22 protein-coding genes are annotated in these 25,942 nt (G+C 72.4%); 7 read left to right on the plus strand and 15 right to left on the minus strand.

The genetic code is table 11. The annotated features are described in order from the left end of the window. Positions 1-346: 346 nt before the first annotated feature. On the minus strand, positions 347-1,762 hold the full coding sequence (locus CP981_RS05150) for a HEAT repeat domain-containing protein (RefSeq protein WP_085923946.1): 1,416 nt from the start codon (positions 1,760-1,762) through the stop codon (positions 347-349). Between the two features lie 311 nt (positions 1,763-2,073). Between CP981_RS05150 and CP981_RS05155 the strand changes: the two genes are divergently transcribed. Next, positions 2,074-3,540 (plus strand): PP2C family protein-serine/threonine phosphatase, encoded by a 1,467-nt coding sequence (locus tag CP981_RS05155; RefSeq protein WP_085923947.1) that lies wholly within the window; start codon positions 2,074-2,076, stop codon positions 3,538-3,540. Between the two features lie 164 nt (positions 3,541-3,704). On the opposite strand, the gene CP981_RS05160 is transcribed toward CP981_RS05155, so the two are convergent. Then, positions 3,705-5,234 (minus strand): DNA-binding protein NsdB, encoded by a 1,530-nt coding sequence (locus CP981_RS05160; RefSeq protein WP_085923948.1) that lies wholly within the window; start codon positions 5,232-5,234, stop codon positions 3,705-3,707. A 285-nt stretch (positions 5,235-5,519) separates the two neighbouring features. On the opposite strand from CP981_RS05160, the gene CP981_RS05165 reads away from it, so the two are divergent. Next, on the plus strand, positions 5,520-6,653 hold the full coding sequence (locus tag CP981_RS05165) for an aminoglycoside phosphotransferase family protein (RefSeq protein ID WP_085923949.1): 1,134 nt from the start codon (positions 5,520-5,522) through the stop codon (positions 6,651-6,653). A gap of 336 nt (positions 6,654-6,989) precedes the next feature. After that, on the plus strand, positions 6,990-8,996 hold the full coding sequence (locus CP981_RS05170) for an N-acetylmuramoyl-L-alanine amidase (RefSeq protein ID WP_085923950.1): 2,007 nt from the start codon (positions 6,990-6,992) through the stop codon (positions 8,994-8,996). Between the two features lie 87 nt (positions 8,997-9,083). Here CP981_RS05170 and CP981_RS05175 read toward each other — a convergent pair whose 3' ends face one another. The 3 genes from CP981_RS05175 to CP981_RS05185 form a co-directional block, all read right to left on the minus strand. After that, a complete protein-coding gene (locus CP981_RS05175) occupies positions 9,084-9,584 on the minus strand; it encodes a hypothetical protein (protein WP_042160224.1) in 501 nt (166 codons plus the stop codon). A gap of 98 nt (positions 9,585-9,682) precedes the next feature. After that, a complete protein-coding gene (locus tag CP981_RS05180; protein WP_085923951.1) occupies positions 9,683-10,078 on the minus strand; it encodes an ACT domain-containing protein in 396 nt (131 codons plus the stop codon). 9 nt (positions 10,079-10,087) lie between these two features. Continuing rightward, positions 10,088-10,696, minus strand: coding sequence for a CGNR zinc finger domain-containing protein (locus tag CP981_RS05185; protein WP_085923952.1), 609 nt, complete (start codon positions 10,694-10,696; stop codon positions 10,088-10,090). A gap of 219 nt (positions 10,697-10,915) precedes the next feature. Between CP981_RS05185 and CP981_RS05190 the strand changes: the two genes are divergently transcribed. Further along, the gene (locus CP981_RS05190) at positions 10,916-11,644 is read left to right on the plus strand and encodes a maleylpyruvate isomerase family mycothiol-dependent enzyme (RefSeq protein WP_085923953.1); all 729 of its coding nucleotides are present in this window, start codon (positions 10,916-10,918) and stop codon (positions 11,642-11,644) included. Between the two features lie 31 nt (positions 11,645-11,675). Beyond that, entirely contained in the window at positions 11,676-12,416 is a 741-nt protein-coding gene (locus tag CP981_RS05195; RefSeq protein ID WP_208852896.1) for a leucine-rich repeat domain-containing protein, read from the plus strand. A gap of 57 nt (positions 12,417-12,473) precedes the next feature. Here CP981_RS05195 and CP981_RS05200 read toward each other — a convergent pair whose 3' ends face one another. The 5 genes from CP981_RS05200 to CP981_RS05220 all read right to left on the minus strand — a co-directional run bounded on the left by CP981_RS05200 (position 12,474) and on the right by CP981_RS05220 (position 16,854). Further along, positions 12,474-12,713 (minus strand): DUF397 domain-containing protein, encoded by a 240-nt coding sequence (locus CP981_RS05200; protein WP_085923954.1) that lies wholly within the window; start codon positions 12,711-12,713, stop codon positions 12,474-12,476. 138 nt (positions 12,714-12,851) lie between these two features. Next, positions 12,852-14,018 (minus strand): thiolase domain-containing protein, encoded by a 1,167-nt coding sequence (locus CP981_RS05205; RefSeq protein WP_085923955.1) that lies wholly within the window; start codon positions 14,016-14,018, stop codon positions 12,852-12,854. Continuing rightward, positions 14,018-15,067 carry a thiolase domain-containing protein gene (locus CP981_RS05210; protein ID WP_085923956.1) on the minus strand — a complete coding sequence of 350 codons (1,050 nt, stop codon included), beginning with the start codon at positions 15,065-15,067 and terminating at the stop codon, positions 14,018-14,020. The genes CP981_RS05205 and CP981_RS05210 overlap by 1 nt, the downstream gene beginning before the upstream one ends. Further along, a complete protein-coding gene (locus CP981_RS05215) occupies positions 15,067-16,038 on the minus strand; it encodes a Zn-ribbon domain-containing OB-fold protein (RefSeq protein WP_085923957.1) in 972 nt (323 codons plus the stop codon). Before CP981_RS05215 ends, CP981_RS05210 begins: the two co-directional genes overlap by 1 nt. A gap of 15 nt (positions 16,039-16,053) precedes the next feature. Then, on the minus strand, positions 16,054-16,854 hold the full coding sequence (locus CP981_RS05220) for a crotonase/enoyl-CoA hydratase family protein (RefSeq protein WP_085923958.1): 801 nt from the start codon (positions 16,852-16,854) through the stop codon (positions 16,054-16,056). A gap of 162 nt (positions 16,855-17,016) precedes the next feature. Here CP981_RS05220 and CP981_RS05225 point away from each other — a divergent pair, with 162 nt between their 5' ends. After that, positions 17,017-18,645 carry an acyl-CoA synthetase gene (locus CP981_RS05225; protein ID WP_085923959.1) on the plus strand — a complete coding sequence of 543 codons (1,629 nt, stop codon included), beginning with the start codon at positions 17,017-17,019 and terminating at the stop codon, positions 18,643-18,645. Positions 18,646-18,710: 65 nt separating this feature from the next. Here the strand turns inward: CP981_RS05225 and CP981_RS05230 are convergent, their stop codons facing one another. Both CP981_RS05230 and CP981_RS05235 read right to left on the minus strand, forming a co-directional pair. Next, a complete protein-coding gene (locus tag CP981_RS05230) occupies positions 18,711-19,337 on the minus strand; it encodes a chorismate mutase (protein ID WP_085923960.1) in 627 nt (208 codons plus the stop codon). A 211-nt stretch (positions 19,338-19,548) separates the two neighbouring features. Further along, entirely contained in the window at positions 19,549-20,247 is a 699-nt protein-coding gene (locus CP981_RS05235) for an alpha/beta fold hydrolase (RefSeq protein ID WP_085923961.1), read from the minus strand. A gap of 122 nt (positions 20,248-20,369) precedes the next feature. Between CP981_RS05235 and paaK the strand changes: the two genes are divergently transcribed. Next, on the plus strand, positions 20,370-21,686 hold the full coding sequence (gene paaK, locus CP981_RS05240) for a phenylacetate--CoA ligase PaaK (RefSeq protein WP_085924063.1): 1,317 nt from the start codon (positions 20,370-20,372) through the stop codon (positions 21,684-21,686). A 110-nt stretch (positions 21,687-21,796) separates the two neighbouring features. On the opposite strand, the gene CP981_RS05250 is transcribed toward paaK, so the two are convergent. From CP981_RS05250 to CP981_RS05260, 3 genes are all read right to left on the minus strand, one after another. Continuing rightward, a complete protein-coding gene (locus CP981_RS05250; RefSeq protein ID WP_085923962.1) occupies positions 21,797-22,597 on the minus strand; it encodes a VOC family protein in 801 nt (266 codons plus the stop codon). A gap of 122 nt (positions 22,598-22,719) precedes the next feature. Next, positions 22,720-24,273, minus strand: coding sequence for an acyl-CoA synthetase (locus tag CP981_RS05255; protein WP_085923963.1), 1,554 nt, complete (start codon positions 24,271-24,273; stop codon positions 22,720-22,722). Between the two features lie 106 nt (positions 24,274-24,379). Beyond that, the gene (locus CP981_RS05260; protein WP_085923964.1) at positions 24,380-25,939 is read right to left on the minus strand and encodes an acyl-CoA synthetase; all 1,560 of its coding nucleotides are present in this window, start codon (positions 25,937-25,939) and stop codon (positions 24,380-24,382) included. Positions 25,940-25,942: the final 3 nt, after the last annotated feature.

The raw sequence follows: 25,942 nt of genomic DNA on the forward strand, positions 1-25,942 counted from the left end.
CCCGCTCCGACCCGTCCCCTCCCGTGGGAGGGATGGGAAAAACGTTGGTCGGGGACCCCTCGGTGGTCCGGTGCGCCTTGTCGATCACATGCCATGGGGACGGATGTGGGCACGAGCACGAGCACAGGTGTGGGCATCGGCATAAGCACGGGCACGGGCACGGGTGGCCAGCCCCCACCCACCGTCACTCACTCCCCCAACGGGAGGGGACGGGCCGGAGGGGCCTGGTGTGTGGACGTAAAGCGAAGCAGTCCACACACCAGGCCCCGGAGGCCCGTCACCGCACCCAACAACCACCCGCCCGCCGCAGGCGCAACGGCGAACAAGACAGCAACGTGGGAAAAACCTAGGCCTCAGGGCCGATTCGGCTACGGACGGCCGTTTGGACCTCGTCCTCCTCGGCCGGGTCGGCGGCCAGGCGCCGCAACTGTTCGACGACGCGGTCGTCGCCGGTGGCGGCGTGCCGAGCGGCTAGTTCGCGGGTGGTTTCCTCGCAGTCCCACAGGCACTCGACGGCGAAGCCGGCCGCGAATCCGGGGTCGGTGGCGGCGAGTGCCCCGGCGGCCCGGCCGCGGAGGTGGGAGGAGGAGGTTTCGCGGTAGATGTGGCGGAGGACGGGGGCGGCGCAGGCGACGCCGAGGCGTCCGGTGCCGTCGACCAGCTCCCACAGGCCGTCCGCGTCCGGCCCCTCTTCGCGTACGGTCCGGCGCAGCGCGGCCAGCACCAGCTCGGCGTCGCGCCGCCCGCCACGCTGGGCGAGCACCGCGGCGGCGGCTGCGCCCAGCCGGTCCGTGCGCGCCGCCCAGATACGGGCCCGCTCGACCGCGGCCACACTGCGCATCCGCGTGAAGGCGGCGAGGGCGGCGGAGGCCAGCTGCTCGGAGGAGAAGGGGTCGGCAACCGCGGCCTCGATCAGATCGAGGGTCTCGGGGTCGCCGCGCTCGGCGAGGTGGTGGAGCACGGCGGCGCGCGCCACGTCCGGGGCACTGCGCGCGGCGCGCAGCAGCTCGGGGCGGTCCTGGGGGCCGGCGACGGCGCCCAGGCAGCGGGCGGCGGCGTACTGCCGGTGTTCCGTGGGCGCCGGGTCCAGGTCCTGCTGGGCCCAGGCCAGGACCTCGGTCACGCTCCAGCCGGGGCGCGGCCCGCTGGGCTGAAGCTGTCGCTGCCAGCGGTCGAAGGAGCCCTGTTCCCCGGCGGCGGCCAGCCGCGCGGCGTAACGGGGGTCCTCGGCCCACAGCCGCCAGGGCCGGGGCTCGAAGGCGTCGCGCACGGCGGCGGCCAGCTCGGCCTCGCCCTGCTCGGTCCCGGGGAAGCGGGCGAGGACGGCGGGCGCGAGGGTCATCAGCCCGGCGTCGTCGTCACGCAGCGCGAGCTCGTCCAGGGCCCAGCGCCAGTTGCTGCCGGCCGCGGCATAGCTGCGCAGCAGCAGACGGGCGGCGTCCCTGCCGTACGCGGCGAGGTGGCCGAGGACGGCGAGGGCCAGGCCGGTGCGCTCCTCGCCGGTGTCGACCAGGTCGTCCGGGTGGAAGAGGTGGCGTTCGATCTGCTCGAGCCCGCCGTCGAGCTGCATGTAGAGGCGTGCGTAGTAGAGCGAGCGGTTCTCGACCTGCCAGTCGCGGCGGGGGTCGCGCAGCACGCTGTCGTTGAGTGCCGCGAGCGCCTCGGCCCGCGGCGCCGCGAGGGCATGCAGGGTCCCGTCGCCGCGGCCTCGCTGAAGGAGGCCGAGCAGGGTGCCACTGGGCGCTATGTCTGGATCGAACATGAGGTCAGCATCCGGTGCGGGGGACTGGCTGGCAACGGGATTTCCGCTGACCGGCATTCTTGCCGGTGACTGCGGGCCGTATGCGTCGTTCCCCTCATGGATCGACGGGAACGCCTGCGTACGGCGGCCGAAGCCTAGCGTGGAAGCTGTTATTCCGCCGATTCGCCCTGGGGTTGCCCCAGGAAGGCCGGCGGCATATGCCAGATGCACCACCGTATCGGGTAGTGCCAAATCCCTTACGGACTGTCGCCGCCTGTGCAACAGTCGTTACCGGCCCTTCAGCCCGGCGCCGCCTGATCACGGAGTACGTCATGCCGTCCCCTCTCTTCGCGGATCACTCAGCCGACCGGCCCCCCGAGCGCGAAACGGTCGAGGCACTCATCACGCAGGCCCGCCGCCTGCGCGGTGGCCTCGACGCCGTCCGGGAGTCCACGGTGGACACCAGCCTCGCCACCGACCCGCAGCTGCGCTGGCAGCGGGCCCTGTGCGATCTCGCGGTGCACCACCTCGACGACCTCGGGGGCCATCTCGACCAGCTGAGAGAGGGCCTGCCCGCCGAGAGTGCGGACGACCTGGCAGAGGCCGAGCCGCCGGCCGCCCCGCCGGAGCCCGAGCCCGAGCCCCATGAGCGCGGCGCGCTGCTGCGCCGGGTGGGCAGCGCCGAGTGGAATCTGCTCACCGACGAGGTCAGCTGGTCCGACGAACTGTTCGCGATGTTCGGCCGGGCCCCGTCCGACGGCCCGCTCACCCTCGACGAGCTGCCGTCCCTGGTGCACCCCGAGGATCAGGACGGGCTGGCCACGATGGTCACGGACTGTCTGGTGGACGGCCGGCCGATCGACGGCGAATTCCGCATCGTGCGCCCGGACGAGACACTGCGCACGGTGCACATGGTGGGCGAGCCGGTGCTCGACGCCGACGGCGGTACCGCCTGTATGTGGGCCGTGCTGCGGGACGTCAGCGAGCTGCGCCGCAGCCAGCAGGCGGTACGCGAGACCCGTGACTCGCTGCACCGCGAGCGGCAGATCGCGCAGACCGAGCACCGGCTTGCGGTCGAGCTTCAGGAGGCCGTGCTGCCGCCGTGGCGCGGCTCCCTGAGGTTCCCGCACGGCGGCCCGGTGGCTCTCGACCTCGCCGGGCGCTATCTGCCGTCCGGCACCCGCGATCTGATCGGCGGGGACTGGTACGACGCACTGCAACTCCCGGACGGCACCACCCTGATGAGCGTCGGCGACCTCACCGGGCACGGCGTCACCGCCACGTCCGGAATGGCCATGGTGCTGGGCGCCCTGCGCGGTATGGCGGTCGCCGGACACCGGCCGGGACCTCTGATGGGCTTCGTCAACCAACTGCTGGACACCGCCGCCCAGCCGGCGCTGGGCAGCGCGGTGTGCGGCCGGTTCGACCCCGCCGCGCGAACCCTGGAGTGGGCTCAGGCGGGGCACCCCGCGCCGCTGCTGTTCCGCGACGGCACGGGGCGCGCGCTGGACCCGCCCGAGGGCGTACTCCTCGGCGCGACCTCGGGCGCGTCCTACACCCAGCACACCGAGCAACTGGAGCCCGGCGACCTCCTCGTCCTGCACACCGACGGCCTCGTCCCGCGCCGTGCGCAGGGCGCGGATGCCACCCATGAGGGTGCCGAGCGGCTCCTCGCCCTGGCGCCGCGGTTCGCCGGGACGCGCAGTGCCCAGGACTGCGTCCGCATCGTCGTCGAGGAGTTCGGCACGGCCGAGCGCGAGGACGACGCCTGTGTGCTGATCGCCCGGGTGGGCGGCTGACACATCTGAGGGCAGGCCGAGGGCTGACCGGCGCTTCCGACGACCAGTGGGTGACGCCGGTCGGCGGACCGTCGGTGTACGGCTGAGGCGGCAGGGGCGCGGAGGACGTGTCGCCACCCGGAACCACAGGTGACGCACCGTCACCCCCCGCGTCGCCGCCCGCCTCAGGCCGAGAAGTTCTTTCCCAGCGCCGCTCCGATACCGGGGCCCAGGCCCGACCCCTTGGTCTTCGGCTTCGGCTTCGGCAGGACATGCTGGATCTCCTCGCGCAGGTCCTGGATCTTGGCGTAGTTCGCGTACTGCCCCGTGAGCCGGAACATCTCACGGAGCCGGTCCCAGGTCCGGTGCGAGGAGTTCTCCCCGATGGACACCAGCGCCAGCCTCGCGTAACGGTCGGCCTGTTCGGGGTCGTTGCCGATGAAGCAGGCCGACGCCATCGAGAGGTAGTCGAAGATCTGCGACCGCTGGCGGCCGTTCTCCCGCAGTGTCAGTGCCCGCTTGGCGTGGTGCTGGGCGACCCTGGCGACCGAGGGATCGTGGTCGGCGAGGGTACGGAACGCCAGCGCCTGCATACCGTGCAGATCCGCCTCGTCGAACATCTGCATCCAGCTCGGCGGCGGTACATCGCCCTTGTCCGAGACGAACAGTTCCTCCGCCTCGCCCAAAGTGCGGCGCATCGCCTGGCCGTTCCCCTTGGACGCCTGGGCCCACGCCTCGATGGTGTGCAGCATGGCGCGGGTGCGCGGCAGGGTTTCCGCGCCGGAGCCGGACTTGGCCAGCTTCATCAGATCCAGCGCGTCGTCCGGACGGCCCAGATGGACCATCTGGCGGGCGGCACGGGAGAGCGCCTCACCGGCGCGGGGCCGGTCGCCGCCCTCGCGGGCCGCATGGGCAGCGATGATGAAGTACTTCTGGGCGGTGGGCTCCAGGCCCACGTCGTGGGACATCCAGCCGGCCAGCACCGCCAGATTGGCGGCCACCCCCCACAGCCTGCGCTGGAGATGCTCGGGGTGGCGGTAGGCGAGCATGCCGCCGACCTCGTTGAGCTGGCCCACCACGGCCTTGCGCTGAAGCCCGCCACCGCGGGCCGCGTCCCAGGCGCGGAACACCTCGACCGAGCGCTCCAGCGCATCGATCTCCTGTGACCCCACGGGGGCCGCCTCGTAGCGGTCGAGGCCGATCTGGTCGAGTTCGTCGAAGGAGTGGGAAGCGAACGGGGCGTCGTGGCGTGGGGCGCCGGCCGGTGTCGGATCGGTGTGCAGCCAGTCGTGCATGGCGCCGGTGAGTGCGGAACCCGCGGCGAGCGCAGCGCCCGCACCCACCAAGCCGCGTCGGTTGAGCATGAGGTCCATTCCCGTGAATTCCGTGAGGACCGCGGCGGTCCGTTCGGGAGCCCACGGCAGACCGTCCATGGCCTGCCGCTTCCCCGAGCGGCCGGTTCTTGCGAACCCGAGGTCCTCGATGGTTACGACACGGCCGAGGCGCTCGGTGAACAGGGAAGCCAGAACCTTGGGCACCGGATCACGCGGGGTCTCCCCCATGTCGATCCAGCGCCGCACTCGTGAGGTGTCGGTCGCCAGCTGCGGATGGCCCATGGCCGCCGCCTGCCGGTTGACCAGTCTCGCCAGCTCTCCCTTGGACCAGCCGGCCAGGCCGAAAAGGTCCGCGAGACGGGTGTTCGGCTGCCTGTCCACGTCAAGCCCCCAGGTTCCTCGACTGAGTTGACAGTAACGGCCACTGACATGCACTGGGTCCATTCGCCAGGGTTCGCCACCCTGCGCCAGATGGTCTGCCACCCGCAGCCACGTGTTCTGTAGACATGCCGCCCCCGGCCTGGTGGCGGGACCGCATTCCCCAGGGTGCGCGCCCTTCACAGGGACCCTGGATCGGCCTCCTGCACGGGGCCCGTTCACGGGTTCCCACCACCGGGCCGGGGAGCGCACGCAACTCGCCGGCGCACGAAGGGATCTGTCTCACCCATGTATGCAGCATCGTCCGCCGTGACCGTCCCCACCCGGCCGCACCGCCCGCACCCCACCGGAGGGGGGCCGTATCTCGACCCCGCCCCTTCCGCGGGGGCGGTTCCCGGTCTTCCCGGCGGCCGTACCCGGCGGGCGCAGGGGACAGGCGCCCAACCGCTCAGCGGGAGGCTCGACTTGTCCGGCCCCCAGGGCGCCCAGTTGCGCGCCGCCGTTGCCTCGGTGCACCGCATCTGCCCGGAGTTCAATCCGGTGCAGGTGCTGCGCCGCAGCGGCAGATCCGTCCTCCTCGTGGGGACGACGGGCCGGATGACCGCGGTCGCGAAGTGTTTACTGGACCATTCGCCGGCCTGGGCGGACAGGTTCCGGCAGGAAATAAGTGCATACCGCGCATTCGTCCGGCATCGTCCGCCGGTTCGGGTGCCGCGGCTGGTGGCGGCCGACCCCGACAACTGCACGCTCATCATGGAGCGGATGCCCGGCCGGGTCGCGGCCCTGACCCGGCACCCGTCCGAGGCCCCGCCCCGCGCGGACGTCCGGTCCGCGCTGGGTGCGATCTGCCGGATCAACCTCTGGCGTCCGCCGGGCGGGCTGTTCGACACCCCGCTGGACTACGCGGGCCGGATCGGCCGCTACCACGACCTGGGGCTGCTCACCGACCGGGACCTGGGGGATCTTCAGAAGCTGATGCACGGCCTGTCGCACACCCAGGGCCAGTTCTGTCACGGCGATGCGCTGCTGAACAACGTGCTGCTGTCCCCCGTCGGCCCGGTGCTGCTGGACTGGGACAACGCGGGCTGGTATCTGCCGGGCTACGACCTGGCGACGCTGTGGTCGGTGCTCGGTGACGCGCCGGTGGCCCGCCGCCACATCAGCCAGCTCGCCCAGAACGCCGGACCGGCCTCGCGGGACGCCTTCCTGGTGAATCTGATGCTGGTGCTCACCCGCGAGATCCGGCGCTATGAAACCGCGGTCCAGCGGACCATGCGCGAGCCCGCGCCGACGGGGGCACCGGGGCCGGGACACCCCGGCGTGCCCGCGGCGGGCGAGGAGCAGCGGCTGCTCCTGCGCCGACTGCACGACGACTGCCAGATGGCGCGGCGTGCGGTAAGGGCGGCGGTCGGCACCCGCTGACCGCCGAGGGGGGACTGTGAGCGGCGCGCCCGGGCACGGGGTGCGCCGCTCACCCATGTGCGCCGGCCCGTCCACCGGCGCTTCTCTTCCGCTGCCCGCGGGGCCGGTTCATTGGTCCATTCCACTGACGCTCCGCAGGCCCGGCACCGGTCCGGGAAGGCTCCTCTGGAGAGGCCCTGACATGCGGAATCCCGAACCGGCAGGGTGATTGACGGACCGTCGGCAAACGTATAGCTCTAAGCCGACAGGGGGCTCTAGTCTCGGGTCCCGCCCGTGCGGCCGTTTGCGCACCCACCGTCACACCGCCCCGGCTCGGGCCGGCTCGAGGAGGTTGCTTTGCAAGGATCCGCCCCGGAAGACGAGAAGAGAGTCCCCCGCCCCGCCCTGCGGAGATCCGCCACCGCCGTCGCGGCCGCGGTGCTGCTGCTGCCGCTCGCGGGAGCGCCGTCCGCACAGGCCGGACAGCCTCGGACGGACACACTGCAACGGGCCTTCACCGAGGCCGCCGACCGCTTCCACGTGCCGCGCAGTGTGCTGCTCGGTGTCTCGTATCTGGAGTCCCGCTGGGACGGGCACGGCGGCGCGCCCAGCGTCTCCGGGGGCTACGGGCCGATGCATCTGACCGACGCCCGTACGGCCCTGACCCGCACGCCCGAGTTCAGCGAGGGCGACGAGGACGCGCGGGGCGACGGGGCGCGGGCCCGTAAGAGGGTGCCGGCCGGTGCGGCGCAGCGAGCGGCGCTGCCCGCCGAACTCCCCGCCCGGCTGCGTACGTTGCCGGCGGCCGCCGAGCTGACCGGGATTCCGGCCGAGAAGCTGCGCACCGACCCCGCGGCGAATGTGCTCGGCGGTGCGGCGCTGCTCGCCGCGGAGCAGCGCAAGCTGGGCACGGCCGCCGGCAGTGACCCGGCGCGGTGGTATGCGGCGGTGGCGCGCTACGGCGGCCAGGACAGCGCGTACAGCGGGAAGGCCTTCGCGGACGAGGTGTACGCGGTGCTGCGCCAGGGCCAGGCCCGCACCACCGACGCGGGACAGCGGGTCGCGCTGGCCGCCGCGCCGGGGCTGGCTCCTGACGCCGGGCAGCAGAAACGTCTCAGCGCGTCGGCCACCAAGGCGTCGACGGCGTCCGCCGCCCGCAGACCGGAGTGCCCGCGCAGTGTCGCCTGTGAGTCCGTGCCGGCACCGTACGAGGAGTTCGGTGACGGTGACTACGGCAACCACGACAAGGCGGACCGCCCCGCGGACCAGCGGGTCAGCGCCATCGTCATCCATGACACCGAGGGGTCCTGGGAGACCACGCTCAAGCTGATCAAGGACCCGGCGTATGTGTCCTGGAACTACACGATCCGCTCCGCGGACGGTCTGATCGCCCAGCATGTGCCCACCAAGGACGTCGCCTGGCATGCGGGCAACTGGTACATCAACTCGCACTCCGTCGGCATCGAACACGAAGGCTTCCTGGCCGCGCCGGACGCCTGGTACACGGAGGCGATGTACCGCGCCTCGGCCCGGCTGGTGAAGTATCTGAGCCGCAAGTACGACGTACCGCTCGACCGGCAGCACATCCTGGGGCACGACAATGTGCCCGGCACGACGACGGCCACCATCCCGGGGATGCACACCGACCCCGGCCCGTATTGGGACTGGGCGCACTACTTCACCCTGCTGGGCAAGCCGTTCAAGGCCACCGCGGGTCCGCGCGGCGGGCTGGTCACCATCCGCCCCGACTACGACGAGAACGAGCCGGTGTACACCGGCTGCGCGAAGGCCGGTGACACCTGTGCCCCGCACGGCTCCACGGCGGTCCGGCTGTACAGCGCGCCGGACGAGGACGCGCCGCTGGTCAAGGACATCGGACTGCACCCGGACGGCAAAGACTCGACGACCGGAGTGAATGACACAGGCGCCCGCGCCACGACGGGGCAGCGGTTCGCGGTGGCCGGCCGGTCCGGCGACTGGACGGCGATCTGGTACCTCGGGCAGAAGGCGTGGTTCCACAATCCGCAGGACGAGCCGGTGGCGGTGCACGCCAAGGGGCTGATCGCCACGCCGAAGGACGGGCGGCAGGAGATCCCGGTCTACGGACGCGCGTACCCGGAGAAGGAGGCCTACCCGGCCGGCGTGCCCTACCAGGCGGTCTCCCCGCTGCCGTACAAGCTCGCCGCGGGCCAGAAGTACGCCGTCGGGGGCCGGATGCGGGGCGAGTACTTCTACTCCCCGACCTTCGATGTCACCAAGCACGCGGTCGTGCAGGGTGAGGACGTGTACTACGAGATCCAGCTCGGGCACCGGGTCGGCTATGTGCGGGCGGCCGATGTGGACGTACGGCGCTCGGGTTCGTAGCGGCTGTCGGGTGAGCGCGTCGCGCCCGGTGGACGGGGGAACCGTCCACCGGGCGCGACACTGTCCGCTCCGGGGCTGCGCCGGGGCTCAGCCCTGCTGGAAGAGCTCCGCCGGCAGTGGCTTGAGCAGCGCGTAGAGGTCGTCGGTGATCGGCCGGTCCCAGCTGGCGATGGTGACCAGCACACCGTCGCTGCGGTCGAACTGGGCGCAGGAGATCCGGCTCTCGGAGCACTTGATGCGCTTGACGATCAGCAGGTTGTCGTCGTGCATCACGGGGGTGTCCTCGCTCTCGACGACCGTCACCGGTTCGTCGTTGCCGAGCGCCGCGAGCAGCTGGGCCACCTCGAAAGGCACCTGGTCGTCCTCCAGCTCCCGGGCCGGGGAGCCTTCCGGCAGATTGCCGATGATCATCGCGGGGCCGCGGCCGCCGAACAGGTCGTAGCGGAGGAAGACACCCTGGCAGCTCCCGTCGGGCGCGGGCAGCAGCCCGGCTCCGAGGTTGCCCGGCCAGTCCCCGGGGTCCATGGCGAGGACGTCGAAGTCAGGCCCGGCGGGCGTAGCTGCGCTGCGGCGGCGGAGGAAGGACATGCCGCCATCGTACGTGGCCCGGCCGGGCGCGCCGCGCGGACGTCGGGGTCGGCGGCACTCCGTGCCCGGCGCCGCCGCCCGCTCCGTGGCCGGTGGTCTCAGGTCTGGTCGGCCAGGGCGCGCAGCCGGCGCAGCGCCTCGTCGGCGGCGGCATACGGCACGAAGAGGTGATCGTGGTGGAAGCCCGCGACGACATTGCAGCTGAGGCCCGCCTGGGCGAGAGCGGTGGCGACGGCGGCGGTCAGTCCGACGGCGTCCAGCGCGGAGTGCACCCGCAGGGTGATCCAGGCGGCGACATAGTCGTACGCCAGGCCCGCGCGGTCGGCCTCTTCCTGGTGGACGACGAGGGTGCGGCCTTCGGGTTCGGAGACGGTGACCACCGGTGTCAGCCCCTCGGGGACCGCGCCGGGGACGCTGGCGAAGACGTAACGGCCCTCGTTGCGCTCGGGACGCATCCCGCTCAGCAGGGCCCGGAGATCGCGTTCACCCGTCATGTCACCAGCCTACGGGGCGCCGTCCCGGCCTTCCCGGCGCCGCTCGTGGTGGCGGGCGACCCGGGCGCGGTTGCCGCAGGAGGGGGCGCACCACTCCTGGCGGGCGTGGTCCTTGACGAAGTAGCGCACACAGCGCGGGGCGGGGCAGGCCCGGAGCTTGGCGCGGTCCGGTCCGTCGAGGAAGGTGAGGGCGGCGCGGGCCAGCGCGGCGATGATCCGGTCGGCGGCCGGGGGGCTCCCGGCCGGCCGCAGCCGCAGCGTGGGCCGGGCGTCCGGCTCCCAGCTGAGCCGGGGCACCGTGGGGACCAGGGCCGCGGCGGCGTTCAGCCGGTGGATCGCCTCCGCTTCCGGGAGGAGCCGGTGGGCGTCGGCGGAGCTGGGCGGTCCCGGCCGGACGGCGCGGGCGAACAGCGACCGCACCGCGGCCCGCAGCTCCTGTACGGCTCTGTGCAGCGCCTCGTCCACGGTGACCGGCTGCCCGTCGCAGTCCAGCAGCGCGGCCCGCTCGTGCACCCAGGCCGCGAGCCCTTCCGGATCAGCCAGGTCGTCGGCGACGCCGCCGTGCCCGTCGTGGCGGATGGTGACGGCGAGGTCGAGGGCGAGCTGCGTTGCGGTCATGCGGCTAATGGTAACGTCGCCGACAACCATTAGCTGGCTGAGGGGGGCGGGGTGGCCGGCATACGTCAACTGCTGTGTGATCTCCGGACCTTGGCGGGCGAGCTGCCCGTATGCGGCCCGCCGACGGCGCCCGGCGGGCCGGTGCACCGCACGGCTCCCCGGCACCGGGCGAGCGCAGACCCCCGAGCCGTATGCCAGGACGAAGGAGCTGCTGTGGCGATGACGACGGAGCACACGATGACGGCCGAGGCGATACGGGCCGCGATCGAGGCGGGTCAGGAGCGGCTGCGCGCCCTGCTGCCCGCCCTGGCCGACGAAGAGATGCGGGAGCCCAGCGAGTTGCCCGGCTGGTCCCGTGCGCATGTCCTCTCGCACATCGAGGGCGTCGGGCTGGCGCTGGCCCGGCAGGCCCGTTATGCGCTGCGCGGTGAGCTGATCGAGCCGTATGACGGGGGACGCCCGGCGCGCGCCGCCGCGATCGAGGCCGGCGCGCTGCGGGACGCGGCGGCGCTGCGGGAGGCCGTACGGGCCGCGCTGGCCGAGGCGTCGGCGGCCTGGGCGGCGGTCGGCCCGGCCGACTGGTCGCGGCCGGTGCGGCATCGCGACGGCGATCTGCGCTCCGCTTTGGCGGCCTGGTGGCGGGAGTTGGAGATCCACACGGCGGACGCCCGGATCGGTTACGGCCCGCGGGACTGGCCACGGGAACTGTGCCTGCACCTGCTGGACCATTTGGCGCCCCGCGTCCCCGAGAACCTGCACCTCGTCCTGACGGCCACGGACGGCACGCGGTCACGGCGGTACGGTTCCGGGGACGCGCCGGCGGTGACCGTGAGAGGCCCGCTCGGCGATCTCACGGCCTGGCTGAGCGGCCGCCGCCCGCAACAACCGCTCGACTGCCGCCGGTCGGGGGCGGTGGCCCCGCTGCCCGAACTGCTCGGCTGGCCGTAGCGATCCGGCGTCACTTCCTGGAAGGAATCTCATGCTCCTGCCCGAGTCCGGCAGCGCGCCCGTGCTGAACCTCTGGAAGGCGGGCCTGGATGCCGTACCACCCGAGGTCTGGCGGCGCGCGGACTGGGAGGTGCTGATCCTGGCCGACAACGCCCTGACCGAGGTCCCGGCGGTGCTCGGCCGGCTGCGCGCGCTGCACACCCTCGACCTCGGCCACAACTCGCTGACCGCGGTCCCCGACGAGATCGGCGAGCTGGCCGGGCTGACCCGATTCCTCTATCTGCACGACAACCGGCTCACCGCACTGCCGGACACCCTCGGCGGACTGGACCGGCTCGGCTATCTCAATGTCGGCGGGAATCCGCTCGGCCGGCTGCCGGACACGCTCGGGGAGATGGCCGGGCTGGTCGAACTCCGCTCGCAGCAGGCGGAGTTGGCCGAGCTCCCGGAGTCGCTGGGACGGCTCGGCCGGCTCCGGGAGCTGTGGCTGGGCGGCAATACGCTGACGGCACTGCCCGGGAGCCTCGCGGCGCTGCGCGAACTGCGGGTGCTGGAGCTGCGGGACAACGCGCTCCCCCACGTCCCCGAGGCGCTGCGCACACTGCCGTTGCTGCGCCGGATCGATCTGCGCGGCAACCGGATCGCGGAGCTGCCGCCCTGGATCGCCCGGCTGCCGTCGCTGGAGAAGCTCGATCTGCGCTGGAACACCGTGGCGGACGAGGCGGGGCCGGTCCGGGCGCTCCGGGAGCGCGGCTGCGTGGTGCTCACCTGACCACGGCCGCTCCCCGGCCCGTCGCCCGGGCGTGTCCTGCGCTCCGGGCGACACGCCCTACGTGAGGTCGAACTCGCCCTCGCGCGCGTCGAGGACGAAGGCGCGCCACTCGGCGGGGGTGAAGATCACCGCGGGGATCTCGGGGCTGCGGCGGTTGCGCATCGCGATATAGCCCTCGACGAAGGCGATCTGGACGCCGCCCACGCCCTGGGGGCTCGACTGCCACTCGGCCTGCGTCAGGTCGAGATCGGGCCTGGGCCCGCCCACGAGCCGCTGCTCCGTGATGCTGTCGGTCACGTGTCCCGCACCTCCCGGTTCGTCGTCCGCGGTCAGCCTAACCACTGTGTCCGGGGACGGACAGGGGACGTGGCGAGGCGGTGGAGTGGTGATCCGCGGGCGGGCGCACCGGCCGGGCGCGCCCGCCCCCGGCGGCGGTCAGCCGCCCGGCGTGTCGGCGCCCACCAGCCACATCGCGAAGAACTGGGAGCCACCGCCGTAGGCGTGTCCCAACGCTGTGCGGGCGCCGTCGACTTGGTGGTCGCCCGCCGTGCCCCGTACCTGGAGGGTGGCCTCCGCGAAGCGGATCATGCCGGAGGCGCCGATCGGGTTGGTGGACAGCACCCCGCCGGAGGGGTTGACGGGGAGCGCGCCGTCGAGTTCGGTGACGCCCGACTCGGTGAGCTTCCAGCCCTCGCCCTCCTCGGCGAAGCCCAGGTTCTCCAGCCACATCGGCTCGTACCAGCTGAAGGGGACGTACATCTCCACCGCGTCGATCTCCCGGCGCGGATCGGTGATGCCGGCCTGCCGGTAGACATCGGCGGCGCAGTCCTTGCCGGCCTGCGGCGAGACGAAGTCCTTGCCGGCGAAGAGGGTGGGCTCGCTGCGCATCGCCCCGCCGTGCACCCAGGCCGCCGGGTGCGGGGCGCGGGCGGCCCCGGTGCGGTCGGTGAGGATCATGGCGCAGGCCCCGTCGGAGGACGGACAGGTCTCGGAGTAGCGGATCGGGTCCCAGAGCATCGGGGAGGCCTGGACCTTTTCGAGGGTGAGGTCCTTCTCGTGGAGGTGGGCGTAGGGGTTCTTGAGCGCGTTGCGGCGGTCCTTGTAGGCGACGAGGGAGCCGATGGTGTCCGGGGCACCGGTGCGCCGCATGTACGCGCGCACGTGCGGGGCGAAGAAGCCGCCGGCGCCGGCGAGCAGCGGCTGCTGGAAGGGGATCGGCAGGGACAGGCCCCACATGGCGTTGGACTCGGACTGCTTCTCGAAGGCGAGCGTGAGGACGGTGCGGTGGACCCGGGCGGCGACCAGGTTGGTGGCGACCAGGGCGGTGGAGCCGCCGACCGAGCCGGCGGTGTGCACCCGCAGCATCGGTTTGCCGACGGCGCCCAGGGCGTCGGCGAGGTACAGCTCGGGCATCATCACGCCCTCGAAGAAGTCGGGGGCCTTGCCGATCACCACCGCGTCGATGTCCGCCCAGGTCAACTGGGCGTCGTCCAGGGCGCGCCGGGCGGCCTCGCGGACGAGTCCGGCGAGGGAGACATCCCGGCGGGCGGCGACATGCCGGGTCTGGCCGATGCCGACGACGGCCACGGGCTCCTTGCTCATCATTCACCCTCCAGGACGGCGACCAGGTTCTGTTGCAGACACGGCCCCGATGTCGCATGAGCGAGTGCGCGGTCGGACTCTCCCCGGTGGATGCGGGCGGCGGCCTCGCCCAGGCGGATCAGCCCGGCGGCCATGACCGGGTTGGTGGCGAGCGCGCCGCCGGACGGGTTGATCCGGACCGTGCTGTCCGGCGCGTCGAGCTTCAGGGCGCGGCGCAGCACGACTTCCTGGGAGGTGAAGGGGGCGTGCAACTCGGCGGTGTCCACGGGCCTTGCGAAGGCTCCGGCGCGCTCGGCGGCGAGCCGGGTGGACGGTGAGTCGGTGAGGTCACGGACGCCCAGGGCGTGTGCCTCGATGCGGTGGTCGAGGCCGCGTATCCAGGCGGGGCGGTCGGTCAGCCGGCGGGCGGTGTCACCGGCGGCGAGGACGACGGCGGCCGCGCCGTCGCCGATGGGCGGGCAGTCGCCGGTACGCAGCGGGGCGACGAGGTGTTCGCCGGCGGGCACGACGCCGCGCAGCTGGGCGTGCGGATTGGACTCGGCGGCCGTGCGGCTGCGGGCCGCGATACCGGCCAGTACCCGCTCGTCGGTCAGTCCCGCGTCGATCAGGGCCTGGGCCTGGAGGGCGGCGAGGGCGACCGAGTCGGGCCACAGCGGGGCCACGTAGTAGGGGTCGAGCTGGCGGGTGAGGACCTCGCGGACGTCACCGGGCGAGGACTTGCCGTACGCGTAGACCAGCGCGGTCTCCGCCTCGCCGGTGAGGAGCTTCACCCAGGCCTCGTACAGCGCCCAGGCGCCGTCCATCTCGACATGGGATTCCGAGATCGGCGGCCAGGCGCCGACGCCGTCCAGGGCCATGGTGAAGGAGAAGGCGCGGCCGGCGAGGTAGTCGGAGGAGCCGGAGCAGGTGAAGTCGATGTCCCGGGCCGCCAGGCCGGTCTGCTCCAGCACGTCGTGGAGCACCGGCATCAGCATCTCGACCTCGGAGGTCTCCGCGCTGTCGCGGACGTGCACGCTCTGCCCGAAGGCGACGATGGCGACCTCGCGCATCACACCAGCTCCTTGTAGCTGTCGTAGTCGGCATCGGGTTCGCCGGTGGGGCGGTAGCGGTCGGGGAAGCGACCGTCCTCGGTCCACACGGGTTCCACCCGCAGCCCCATGCGGACCCGGTCGTACGGGATGCCGCCGATCCGGGCGTGCAGGGCCAGGTCGGCGCCGTCCAGGGCGATATGGGCGTAGACGTAGGGCACCTCGATGTCGAGGTTCTTGGCCTTGATGTTGACGATGCAGAAGGTGGTGACGGTGCCGCGCGGGCCGACCTCGACCTGAGTGTCGGTGGCGACGCCGCAGGTGGGGCAGGCGCCGCGGGGCGGGACATAGACCTTGCGGCAGGAAGGGCAGCGTTCGCCGATGGTCTTGTGGTCCGCGAGCGCCCGGAGGTAGCGGGACTGGGCGCGGCCGGGGGCGTAGGTGTAGTCGAGCCGGGCGGGGGCGGTGATGCCGGTGACGGGGTCGGCGAACTCCCCGTCGTGCGGGGCGGGTTGGGCGTCGCCCTGCGGCCTCGCTCCGCCCTCGCCGCCGGGGCTGCCGTCCGGCTCGAAGCAGGCGATGTCGGTGATCGCGCCGGTGCGCTGCGCGGCCCAGCGGATCCGGACCCGCATTCCGGTGCGTACGGCGTCGGGGCCGGGTGCGTCCAGGGCGTGCAGCAGCGCGGTGTCGGCGCCGTCGAGCCGGACCAGGACCCAGGCGAAGGGGGTGGCGAGCGGCTGGCCGCGGCGCGGGGACGGGTTCCAGGCCCAGGTGGTGACGGTGCCGGCACTGCCCACCTCGACCAGGTCGCGGATCTCCTCGGCGGTGACCGGGTCGTACTCGGTGGGCGGTACGACCACCCGGCCGTCGCTCGCCGTGACGCCGAGGACGGTGCGCTCACGCAGCCCGGTGAGAAAGGCGCTCTGGACGGGGCCGAGCGAGCGGGTGAAGGGGAATTCCACGACGAGGGGCGCCGTGAGGACCTCGGACATACGGGACTCCTTGCGTCAGGCCCGCCGGTAGACGGGCGGGCGCTTCTCCGCGAAGGCCCGGGAGCCCTCTTTGGCGTCGGCGGTGTCGAAGACCGGCCAGCCGCGGGCGAGTTCGGCCGCCAGCCCGTCGGTCTCGGTCATCCCGGCGGTCTCGTAGACGGAGGCCTTGACGGCTTCGACGGCCAGCGGGCCACAGGCGTTGATCAGTTCGGCGAGCTCCAGGGCCTTGTCCCGGGCGGTCCCGTCGGGCACGACATGGCCGATCAGACCGATGCCTTCGGCCTCCCGCGCGGGGTAGGGCCGGCCGGTGAGCAGCATCTCCAGGGCGTGGGTGCGGGGGATCTGGCGGGCGAGGCGGACGGTGGAGCCGCCGATCGGGAACAGTCCACGGCGGACCTCGAAGAGCCCGAAGGTGGCGCCCTCGCCGGCGACCCGGATGTCGGTGCCCTGGAGGATCTCCGTGCCGCCCGCGACGCAGTACCCCTCGACTGCGGCGATCACCGGCTTGCGGGGGCGGTGGTGGCGCAGCATCGCCTTCCAGTGCAGGTCCGGGTCGGCGCGCAGCCGGTCGCGGTACTGCTCACCGGCCATTCCGTCGCCCGCGAGGGCCTTGAGGTCCATACCGGCACAGAAGGTGCCACCGGCGCCGGTGAGGACGATGGAGCGGATCTCGTCGTCCTCGTCAGCGGCGAGCCAGGCGTCGTACAGGCCCACGAGCATCGGCAGCGAGAGCGCGTTCTTCGCCTCCGGCCGGTTGAGGGTGAGCACCAGTGCCGCGCCGACGCGCTCCACCGACAGATGTTCCGTACCACCCATGTTCCGTCCTCCCGTCTCACGACGAGAACAGGTTGCAGTAGCCGCACACCGACTTCAAGACCTTTCTGACAGGTAGTCAGATTTCTTCGCCGTGGCCCTTCCCAGCTCCTCGCGGCGGCGCTCTAATGACCGCCAAGCCGACCCGCCCGGTCTGGAGGAGACATGGAGTACAACCTTGCCGACCTCTTCGAGTCGATCGTCGACACGGTGCCCGACCGCGAGGCACTGGTGTACGTCGACCATCCCGGGACCGGTGCGGAGCGGCGGCTGACGTACGCGGAGCTGGACCGTGCGGCCAACCGCCTGGCCCACCACCTCGCCGCTCACGGCATCGGCCCCGGCCGGCACGTCGGGCTGCACCTCTACAACGGCATCGAATATCTCCAGGCCGCCTACGCCTGCCTGAAGATCCGCGCCGTCCCGGTCAACGTCAACTACCGCTACGTGGAAGAGGAGTTGGCCTACCTCTACCGGGACGCCGACCTGGCGGCGCTGGTCTTCGACGCGGAGTTCACCGCGCGGGTGGCCGCCGCCCTCCCCCAGGCCCCCGGGTTACGGCATCTCGTCCGGGTCGGCACCCCGCCGGCCGGCGCCCCCGAACCACGGATCGCACCCGTCGCCCTCGCGGACGCCGAGGCCGCCGCTTCCCCCGCCCGCGGCTTCGGCCCGCGCTCCGCCGACGACCGGATCATCATCTACACCGGCGGGACCACCGGCCTGCCCAAGGGCGTGATGTGGCGCCACGAGGACATCTTCTTCTCCGGAATGGGCGGCGGGGCACCGACCGGTGAACCGGTCAAGCGGCCGCAGGAACTGGCCGAGCGGGTCGCGGCCGGGGGCGACGGCCTGGTCTTCTTCCCCACTCCCCCGCTGATGCACGGCACCTCCACCCTCACCGCGTTCATCGCCTTCCACTTCGGCCAGAAGGTCGTCATCCACCGCAAGTACGTGCCCGAGGAGGTGCTGCGGACCATCGAACGGGAGCGGGTCACCAGCGTCTCCCTGGTCGGCGACGCGATGCTGCGCCCGCTCGTCGACGCGCTCGGCGGGCCGCTCAAGGGCACCGCCTGCTCCTCGCTGTTCAGCGTCAGCAGCTCCGGCGCGATCCTCTCCGAGACGGTACGCGCCCAGTTCAGCGCGCTGGTCCCGCACGTCATGCTGCTCAACAACTTCGGCTCCTCCGAATCCGGCTTCAACGGCACCGCCACCGAGGACTCCGGCCCGGACAAGGGCTTCCGGCTCCAGGTCAACTCCCGTACGGCAGTGGTGAATCCGGCGACGTACGAGCCGGTCCCGGTCGGCGAGGTGGGCCGGATCGCCCTCCGCGGGCATGTACCGCTGGGCTACTACAACGACCCCGTGAAGACCGCCGAGACCTTCTTCGAGGCACGCGGTGACCGATGGGTACTGCTGGGCGATATGGCCACCGTCGACGACGGGGGCATCGTCACCGTCCTCGGCCGGGGCTCGCAGTGCATCAACTCCGGTGGCGAGAAGATCTATCCGGAGGAGATCGAGCAGGCACTGAAGGCCCATCCGGACATCTATGACGCGCTGGTGGCGGGCGTGCCGGACGAGCGGTGGGGCCAGCGGGTCGCCGCCGTGGTGCAACTCCGCCCGGACGCATCGGAGTTGACCCTGCCGGACATCCAGCGGCACTGCCGGACGCGGCTGGCGGGCTACAAAATCCCGCGCGCCGTCGTCTTCACCGACCACATCCGGCGTTCGCCCAGCGGGAAGGCGGACTATCGCTGGGCGAAGGCGGTGGCGGCGGGGGAACGGACGGTCTGAGGGGCGGGTGAGCCCGGGGTGGGCCACACCCGGGCGGGTCCGCGCCCGGGCCTGGGCGCTCAGCCTCAGCCGCAGACCGACCGCAGCGAGCGGGCCAGTGCGCCGGTGTGCAGCGCGTCCAGATGCCGTTCGTGACGGACCCGCACGGCGGCCGCGGTCAGCAGCGGAGCGCAGTACGGCGCCGAGCGGGCCTGTGGGGAGTCCGCGAGCGCCTGCACCAGCTCGTGGTTGATGCGGTTGATCTCCTTCCGCACCTGACCGAGGTCGGGCCGCTCGGTCGGCGCCCGGCCGGGGTCCGCTTCCCATGCGCGGTGCAGACCACGCTGCACGATCTTGTTGGCCTCGATCTGGTCCCGGAAGAACCGCACGGTGGCCTCTGGATCGGCGCCCAGCTGCCGGGCCTGTTCCGCCACCGCCCGCAGCACCTCCTGCTCCCGGGCCGGGTCGTCGACCGGCCCGCCGGTGCCCCATTTCGCCGCGGCCACCAGATCGGCGGTGGCCAGCCGCTCCGCGGACAGCACGGCGAGCGGCCGGAGCTGCCCGTACGGGGAGTGCGCGGTGGCGAGAGCCGGTGCGGTGGCCGCGGCCGACGGGGCGACCGGCGCCGCGACGGCCCCCGTGGCGCCGGTGAACAGGACGGTCGCGGCGGCGCCGGCGATCAGGGCACTCCGTATCGAGGTGGTCAGCTGCACGGTCGGCCTCTCTCGAACCTCAGGCCCCCGGAAGGGGGATGACGGGGAGGACGCACGGCGACGAGCCCGGGCCCTGCCGTCAAACTACCGCCGCCCGCCCGAAGGACAGGCGGAAGTGCGGCGACAGGGAACCGGGAACCGGACAGGCGCGGACCACGGGCCGTGGGCCGTGCGGCCGCAGGGCCGTGGTCCGCACGGCCCTGCGGCACGGCTACGGGCGCGGCGCGAGAAACGAGTTGACCGCGGCGAGGAACTCTCCGGGGCGCTCCTCGTGGACGAGATGGCCGGCGCCCTCGATCGTCACCAGACGGGCATCGGGGATCCGCTCGGCCAGGCCGGCGAGGTGCTCCTGCGGGATATGGCTGGACTCGCCACCGCCGATGACCAGGGTCGGTGCGGTGACCTTCGCCGGCGCGTCCCACCACGCGGGGTCGGGCGCATTGCGCTCCGCCACCACCGCGGCTTGGGCCTGCCAGTCGAACGGCTGCGGGCCGGCCGGCTGCTCCGGCACCTCCTGCGGCGGGTCGGCGGGCAGCGGCGGGGGCACCTCTTCCAGGATCAGCCGGTCCACCAGATCCGGGCGCTCCGCGGCCACCAGCAGGGCGGCCAGCGCACCGAGCGAGTGCCCGATGAGGGCCACCCGCTCCAGACCGAGCGCCTGGAGGAAGCCGATGACATCGTCCCGCCATCGCGCGAAGCCGTACTCGCCCGGCCAGTCGCTGTGGCCGTGGCCGCGCTGGTCGAGGGCGAAGACCTGGTGGGTGCCGGCGAGCCGGCCGACCACTCCGCGCCAGTCCTCGCCGTCCTCTCCGAGGCAATGCAGCAGCACGGCCGGGGGCGCATCCTCCTCTCCCCACACCCGGTATGCCAGCTGGACCTCACCGACCTGCACTTTCTGGACGTCACTCATGCGCGGGACGCTACCCGTGAGCCGGCTGCGGCACGCCCCTTGACGTGTTCGCCGCGCGCTGATTACTTGGATCAGCATGCAGCTACCGAATGATCGGTAGGGAAATCGAGGCGGTGAACTCCATGCCGGAAGCGGCTACGGGCAGTGAGACGTTCGACGAGGTGGAACGGCTCTCCGGGGACGCGTTGCGCGCGCTGCAACTGACCCGGCTGCGCGCCTCGTTGCAGCATGCCTACGACCACGTCCCGTTCTACCGGGAGTCCTTCGACCGGGCCGGGGTGCATCCGCGGGACTGCCGCTCGCTCGGCGATCTCGGGCTCTTCCCGTTCACCGTCAAGGACGATCTGCGCGCCCAGTACCCCTTCGGGATGTTCGCCGTCCCCAAGGCGGAGGTGCGCCGTATCCATGCCTCCAGCGGCACCACCGGCCGCCCGACGGTCGTCGGCTACACCGAGCGCGATCTGTCGCACTGGGCGGATGTGGTCGCCCGTTCCCTCCACGCGGCCGGCGGCCGGCCCGGGCACACCGTCCATATCGCGTACGGATACGGGCTGTTCACCGGCGGACTGGGCGCTCACTACGGCGCGGAGCGGCTCGGCTGCACGGTCGTCCCGGCGTCCGGCGGAATGACCGCCCGCCAGGTGCAGATCATCCAGGACTTCCGCCCCGAGATCATCATGGTCACGCCGTCGTACATGCTCACCCTGCTGGACGAGTTCGAGCGGCAGGGCATCGATCCCCGTACGACCTCGCTCCGGGTGGGTGTCTTCGGCGCCGAGCCCTGGACGCAGGCGATGCGCCGCGAGATCGAGGAGCGGTTCGCGATCGACGCCGTGGACATATACGGCCTGTCGGAGGTCATGGGTCCGGGCGTCGCCCAGGAGTGTGTGGAGACCAAGGACGGGCTGCACATCTGGGAGGACCACTTCTATCCGGAGGTGGTCGACCCGATCACCGGCGAGGTGCTGCCGGACGGGGCGCACGGCGAGCTGGTGTTCACCTCGCTCACCAAGGAGGCGATGCCGGTGATCCGCTACCGCACCCGGGATCTGACCCGGCTGCTGCCCGGCACCGCCCGCCCCGCCTTCCGCCGGATGGAGAAGATCACCGGACGCAGCGACGACATGATCATTCTGCGGGGGGTCAATCTCTTCCCCGCGCAGATCGAGGAGATCGTGCTGCGCACCCCCGGCATCGCCCCGCACTTCCAGCTCAGGCTGACCCGGGAAGGCCGGATGGACCGGCTGACCGTGCGTGCCGAGGCCCGGCCGGAGGCGACCTCTGACGAGCGGACGGCAGCCGTCGGGCTGATCGCGCACAGCGTCAAGGAAGGCATCGGGGTCTCGGTCGCGGTCGAGATCGTCGATCCGGAGACCCTGGAGCGTTCGGTCGGCAAGATCAAGCGCATCGTCGACGCCCGGCCGCGGGACACCGCCTGACGGCTGGGCGGCTGGCGGCTGGCGGCTGGCGGCTGGCGGCTGGCGGCTGGCGGCTGGCGGCTGGCGGCTGGCGGCTGGCGGCTGGCGGCAACCGTCCGCGGGAGGTCCGCTCAGGTCATCGTCGGGTCCCCCTTGATCAGTGCGAACGGGGCCCCGGCCGGGTCCCTGACCACGGCCAGCCGGCCGACGCCGGGGGCATCGGTGGGCGGGATCAGGACCGTGGCGCCCTGGCCGGTGGCCGCGGCGAAGGTGGCGTCACAGTCGGTCACACCGAAATACGGGTGCCACTCCGGGGTCGAACCGGCCTTCAGGTTCTCCTCCGGCAGCTGCATGATGCCGCCCTGCCCGGTGTCGTCGCCCTGGCCGCCGCCCGGGGCGGACACGACGGAGTAGATGAGGTCGCCGCCCATCGGCATGTCCTGGTGGTCCCAGGAGAAGACGGAGCGGTAGAAGTCCTTCGCCGCCGCCGCGTCGGTGGTGTACAGCTCCGTCCAGCAGAGCGTGTTCGGCTCCATCACCCGTTCCAGGCCCTGCACATCGCCCGGCTGCCATACGGCGAAGTCGGCGCCCGCCGGGTCGGTGAAGGCGGCCAGCCGGCCGGCGGTGAAGACCTCCATCGGCGGGACGCGCACCGCGCCGCCGGCCTGCTCCACCGCCTTGACGGTGGCGTCCGCGTCGGGGGTCTGGAAGTACACGGTCCAGGCGGAGCCGGCGCCCTCCTCCGTCAGCGGGCCGATCGCAGCGACCGTCTTGCCGCCGAGCTGAAAGAAGCCGTACCCGCCGGCATCCGGGCCGGCCGACTGGAAGCTCCAGCCGAACACCGCGGAGTAGAAGGAGACCGCGGCGTCGATATCGGGGGTTCCCAGGTCGAGCCAGTTCGGGGTGCCCGGGACGAAGTTGGTGGTCAGCATGGCAGGACCTCCGTTGCACGGATCGTGACGTGCACGGCGGTGTGCGCGTCGTTTCTCAGCATGGCAGGGGGCACTGACAGCCGCCCTGCACGCACACCGCGCCCGGCCCGGCCCGGCCCGGCTCAGGGCGCGCCGAACCGGGCCCGCAGTTCCCGCTTGAGGACCTTGCCGCTGGCGTTACGCGGCAGCGCGTCCACGAACATCACCCGTTTGGGCGCCTTGAACGCTGCCAGCCGGGCGCGGGCCGCCTCGATCAGCTCCCGCTCCCCCACCGCGGCGCCGCCGTCCGCACGCCGTACGACCACCGCGGTCACCGCCTCGATCCAGCGCTCGTCCGGCAGCCCGATCACCGCGACCTCGGCCACCTGCGGATGCTCGTAGAGCACGTCCTCCACCTGGCGCGAGGCGACCAGGACGCCACCGGAGTTGATGACGTCCTTGACCCGGTCGACCACCGTGAAATAGCCCTCCGCGTCGCGGACGGCGAGGTCCCCGGAGTGGAACCAGCCGTCCCGGAACGCCTCGGCGGTCTCCGCCGGCTTGTCCCAGTAGCCGGTGCACAGCTGGGGCGACCGGTAGACGACCTCGCCCCGGGTGCCGTCGGGTACCTCCCGGCCCGTCTCGTCCACCACCCGCGCCTCGACGAACAGCACCGGGCGTCCGCAGGAGTCCATCCGGCCCTCGTGCTCTTCGGGGCCGAGCACGGTGGCCAGCGGCCCGATCTCGCTCTGTCCGAAGCAGTTGTAGAAGGCGAGGCCGGGCAGCCGGGCGCCGAGCCGCTCCAGGACCGGCACCGGCATGATCGAGGCTCCGTAGTAGGCCTTGCGCAGTCCGCTCAGCTCCCGGGTGGGGAAGTCGGGGTGGTTCGCCAGCGCGATCCACACGGTCGGCGGCGCGAACAGGCTGTCCGCCAGCCCCGCTTCCACCAGGTCGAAGATCCGTCCGGGGTCGGGCCCGTCCAGGATGGTGTTCTCCGCGCCGACCGCCAGATACGGCAGCAGGAACACATGCAGCTGCGCGGAGTGGTAGAGCGGCAGCGAGTGCACCGGCCGGTCCGTCTCCTTCAGGTCGAGGGCGACGACGGCGCTGGTGTACTCGTGCACCAGGGCGCGGTGCGTCATCATCGCGCCCTTGGGCAGCGCGGTGGTTCCCGAGGTGTAGAGGAGCTGGACGAGGGCGTCGTCGGGCACTTCGGTCACCGGGTCCGCGGCACCGTCATCCGTGGTCCCCGGCTCGGTGCCCGTGGGCGCCTCCCGGGCCGCGAGCCGCTCCAGCAGCCCGCCGGGCGCCCCGTGGAAGGGCAGGGTGCGGACGGAATCGGGCAGCCGGTGTGCGAGCGCGGCGTCGGTGAGCACCAGCGCGCTGCCCGACTGGTCCAGGAGGTAGCGCAGATCCTCGCCGGTCAGGCCGTGGTTGACCGGTACGTGCACCAGTCCGGCGCGGGCGCAGGCCAGAAACCCGATCAGATACGCGTCGGAGTTGTGTCCGTAGGAGGCGACCCGGTCGCCGGGCTCCAGGCCATCCGCCAGCAGCATCCGGGCCGCGGCGGTCACCGCGTCGTCCAGTTCGCGATAGGTCCAGGACCGGTCCGCGTACCGCACCGCGGTCCGTCCGGGCACCCGGCGGGCGCTGCGTCGCAGGACTCCGTCGACCGTATTGCTCCGCGCTTGCGTCATGGCGCGATCCTGGGCCGCGTCCCCTTCCGGGTCAAGGCACCGGGCGGACGGCGACCGCGGCCGGCCCGGGGGGACCGGCCGCCGTGCGGGCTCTCGGCCTGCCGGGTTACAGGGCGCGCTCCCGGCCCTCCCAGTACGGGTCACGCAGCCGGCGCTTGTAGAGCTTGCCGTTGGGGTCGCGGGGCATGACGGCGATGAAGTCGAGGGACTTGGGCCGCTTGTAGCCGGCCAGGTGCCGCGCACAGTGATCCAGGATCTCCGCGGCGAGTTCAGGCGACGGCGGGTGGCCCTCGGCGGGCTCCACGACGGCCTTGACCTCCTCGCCCCAGTCGTCGTGCGGGATGCCGAAGGCGGCCGCGTCGGCGACCGCGGGGTGGCTGAGCAGGGCGGATTCGATCTCGGCGGGGTAGATGTTCACCCCGCCCGAGATGATCATGTCGATCTTGCGGTCCCGGAGGAAGAGATACCCGTCCTCGTCGAGATAGCCGAGGTCGCCGACGGTGAAGAAGTCCCCGATCCGGTTCTGCCGGGTCTTGCCCTCGTCCTTGTGGTAGCGGAAACCGCCGGTGGTCATCTTCAGGTAGACGGTGCCGAGTTCGCCCGGGGGCAGCCGGTTGCCGTCGTCGTCGAAGACGGCCAGTTCGCTGATCGGCCAGGCCTTGCCGACCGTACCGGGCTTCTTCAGCCAGTCCTCGGCGGTCGCGAAGGCACCGCCGCCCTCGCTCGCCGCGTAGTACTCCTCGACGCAGTCACCCCACCACTCGATCATCGCGCGTTTGACGTGGTCGGGGCAGGGCGCGGCGCCATGGATGGCGTGCCGCATCGAGCTCACGTCGTACGCCGCACGGGTCTTGGGCGGCAGCGCGAGCAGCCGGTGGAACTGGGTGGGCACCATATGGGTGTGGGTGCAGCGGTGGGTGTCGATCAGGGCCAGCATGCGCTGCGGAGTCCACTTGTCCATCAGGACGAGACGATGGCCGATGTGCAGTGCGGCACCGGCGAATTGCAGCACGGCCGTGTGGTAGAGCGGTGAGCAGACCAGATGGACGTTGTCGTCGAACGGCTTGATGCCGAAGATGCCCAGGAAGCCGCCGAGGTAGGAGTCCTCGGGCGGGGTGCCGGGCAGCGGGCGGCGGATACCGCGCGGGCGACCCGTGGTACCCGAGGTGTAGTTCATGACCCAGCCCAGGGTGCGGTCGGCGGGCGCGGAGTCCGGCTGTCCGTCGAGGAGTTGGCCGTACGGCCGGAAGCCGTCGACCGCCCCCACGGCATAGCGCCGGGACGCGGGCAGCTTCGCCTCGTCCGCGGCGTGCCGGGCCGGCTGCGCGAACCGTTCGTGCGCGATCAGCACCTTCGCCCCGGAGTCGGCCACGATCCAGGCGATCTCCGGGCCGACCAGGTGGTGGTTGACGGGGACGAGATAGAACCCGGCCTGGGACGCGGCCAGGTAGGCGGTGAGGAACTCGACGCCGTTGGGGAGGACCGCGGCGAAGGCGTCGCCGCGCTCCAGGCCCGCCGCGCGCAGCCCGTGGACCAGCTGGTTGCTCGCGGCGTGCAGCCGGCCCGCGGTCCACTCCTCGCCGTCCGGGGCGATCAGGACCCTACGGTCCGGGTCGGCGGCGGCCTGCGCCCAGAAGCCGTTGGGCGGTGGGGAGTCCTTGCTCATTTG

Source organism: Streptomyces platensis, from assembly GCF_008704855.1.
GTDB lineage: Bacteria > Actinomycetota > Actinomycetes > Streptomycetales > Streptomycetaceae > Streptomyces > Streptomyces platensis.

Bases quoted from the DNA above. Each gene is read 5' to 3' on its own strand.
- CP981_RS05165 (WP_085923949.1), top strand. From the start codon at position 5,520: ATGTATGCAGCATCGTCCGCCGTGACCGTCCCCACCCGGCCGCACCGC.
- CP981_RS05175 (WP_042160224.1), bottom strand. From the start codon at position 9,584: ATGTCCTTCCTCCGCCGCCGCAGCGCAGCTACGCCCGCCGGGCCTGAC.
- CP981_RS05250 (WP_085923962.1), bottom strand. From the start codon at position 22,597: ATGCTGACCACCAACTTCGTCCCGGGCACCCCGAACTGGCTCGACCTG.
- CP981_RS05150 (WP_085923946.1), bottom strand. From the start codon at position 1,762: ATGTTCGATCCAGACATAGCGCCCAGTGGCACCCTGCTCGGCCTCCTT.
- CP981_RS05260 (WP_085923964.1), bottom strand. From the start codon at position 25,939: ATGAGCAAGGACTCCCCACCGCCCAACGGCTTCTGGGCGCAGGCCGCC.
- CP981_RS05255 (WP_085923963.1), bottom strand. From the start codon at position 24,273: ATGACGCAAGCGCGGAGCAATACGGTCGACGGAGTCCTGCGACGCAGC.
- CP981_RS05155 (WP_085923947.1), top strand. From the start codon at position 2,074: ATGCCGTCCCCTCTCTTCGCGGATCACTCAGCCGACCGGCCCCCCGAG.
- CP981_RS05220 (WP_085923958.1), bottom strand. From the start codon at position 16,854: ATGGGTGGTACGGAACATCTGTCGGTGGAGCGCGTCGGCGCGGCACTG.
- CP981_RS05205 (WP_085923955.1), bottom strand. From the start codon at position 14,018: ATGAGCAAGGAGCCCGTGGCCGTCGTCGGCATCGGCCAGACCCGGCAT.
- CP981_RS05225 (WP_085923959.1), top strand. From the start codon at position 17,017: ATGGAGTACAACCTTGCCGACCTCTTCGAGTCGATCGTCGACACGGTG.
- CP981_RS05210 (WP_085923956.1), bottom strand. From the start codon at position 15,067: ATGCGCGAGGTCGCCATCGTCGCCTTCGGGCAGAGCGTGCACGTCCGC.
- CP981_RS05190 (WP_085923953.1), top strand. From the start codon at position 10,916: ATGACGACGGAGCACACGATGACGGCCGAGGCGATACGGGCCGCGATC.
- CP981_RS05195 (WP_208852896.1), top strand. From the start codon at position 11,676: ATGCTCCTGCCCGAGTCCGGCAGCGCGCCCGTGCTGAACCTCTGGAAG.
- CP981_RS05185 (WP_085923952.1), bottom strand. From the start codon at position 10,696: ATGACCGCAACGCAGCTCGCCCTCGACCTCGCCGTCACCATCCGCCAC.
- CP981_RS05235 (WP_085923961.1), bottom strand. From the start codon at position 20,247: ATGAGTGACGTCCAGAAAGTGCAGGTCGGTGAGGTCCAGCTGGCATAC.
- CP981_RS05215 (WP_085923957.1), bottom strand. From the start codon at position 16,038: ATGTCCGAGGTCCTCACGGCGCCCCTCGTCGTGGAATTCCCCTTCACC.
- CP981_RS05180 (WP_085923951.1), bottom strand. From the start codon at position 10,078: ATGACGGGTGAACGCGATCTCCGGGCCCTGCTGAGCGGGATGCGTCCC.
- paaK (WP_085924063.1), top strand. From the start codon at position 20,370: ATGCCGGAAGCGGCTACGGGCAGTGAGACGTTCGACGAGGTGGAACGG.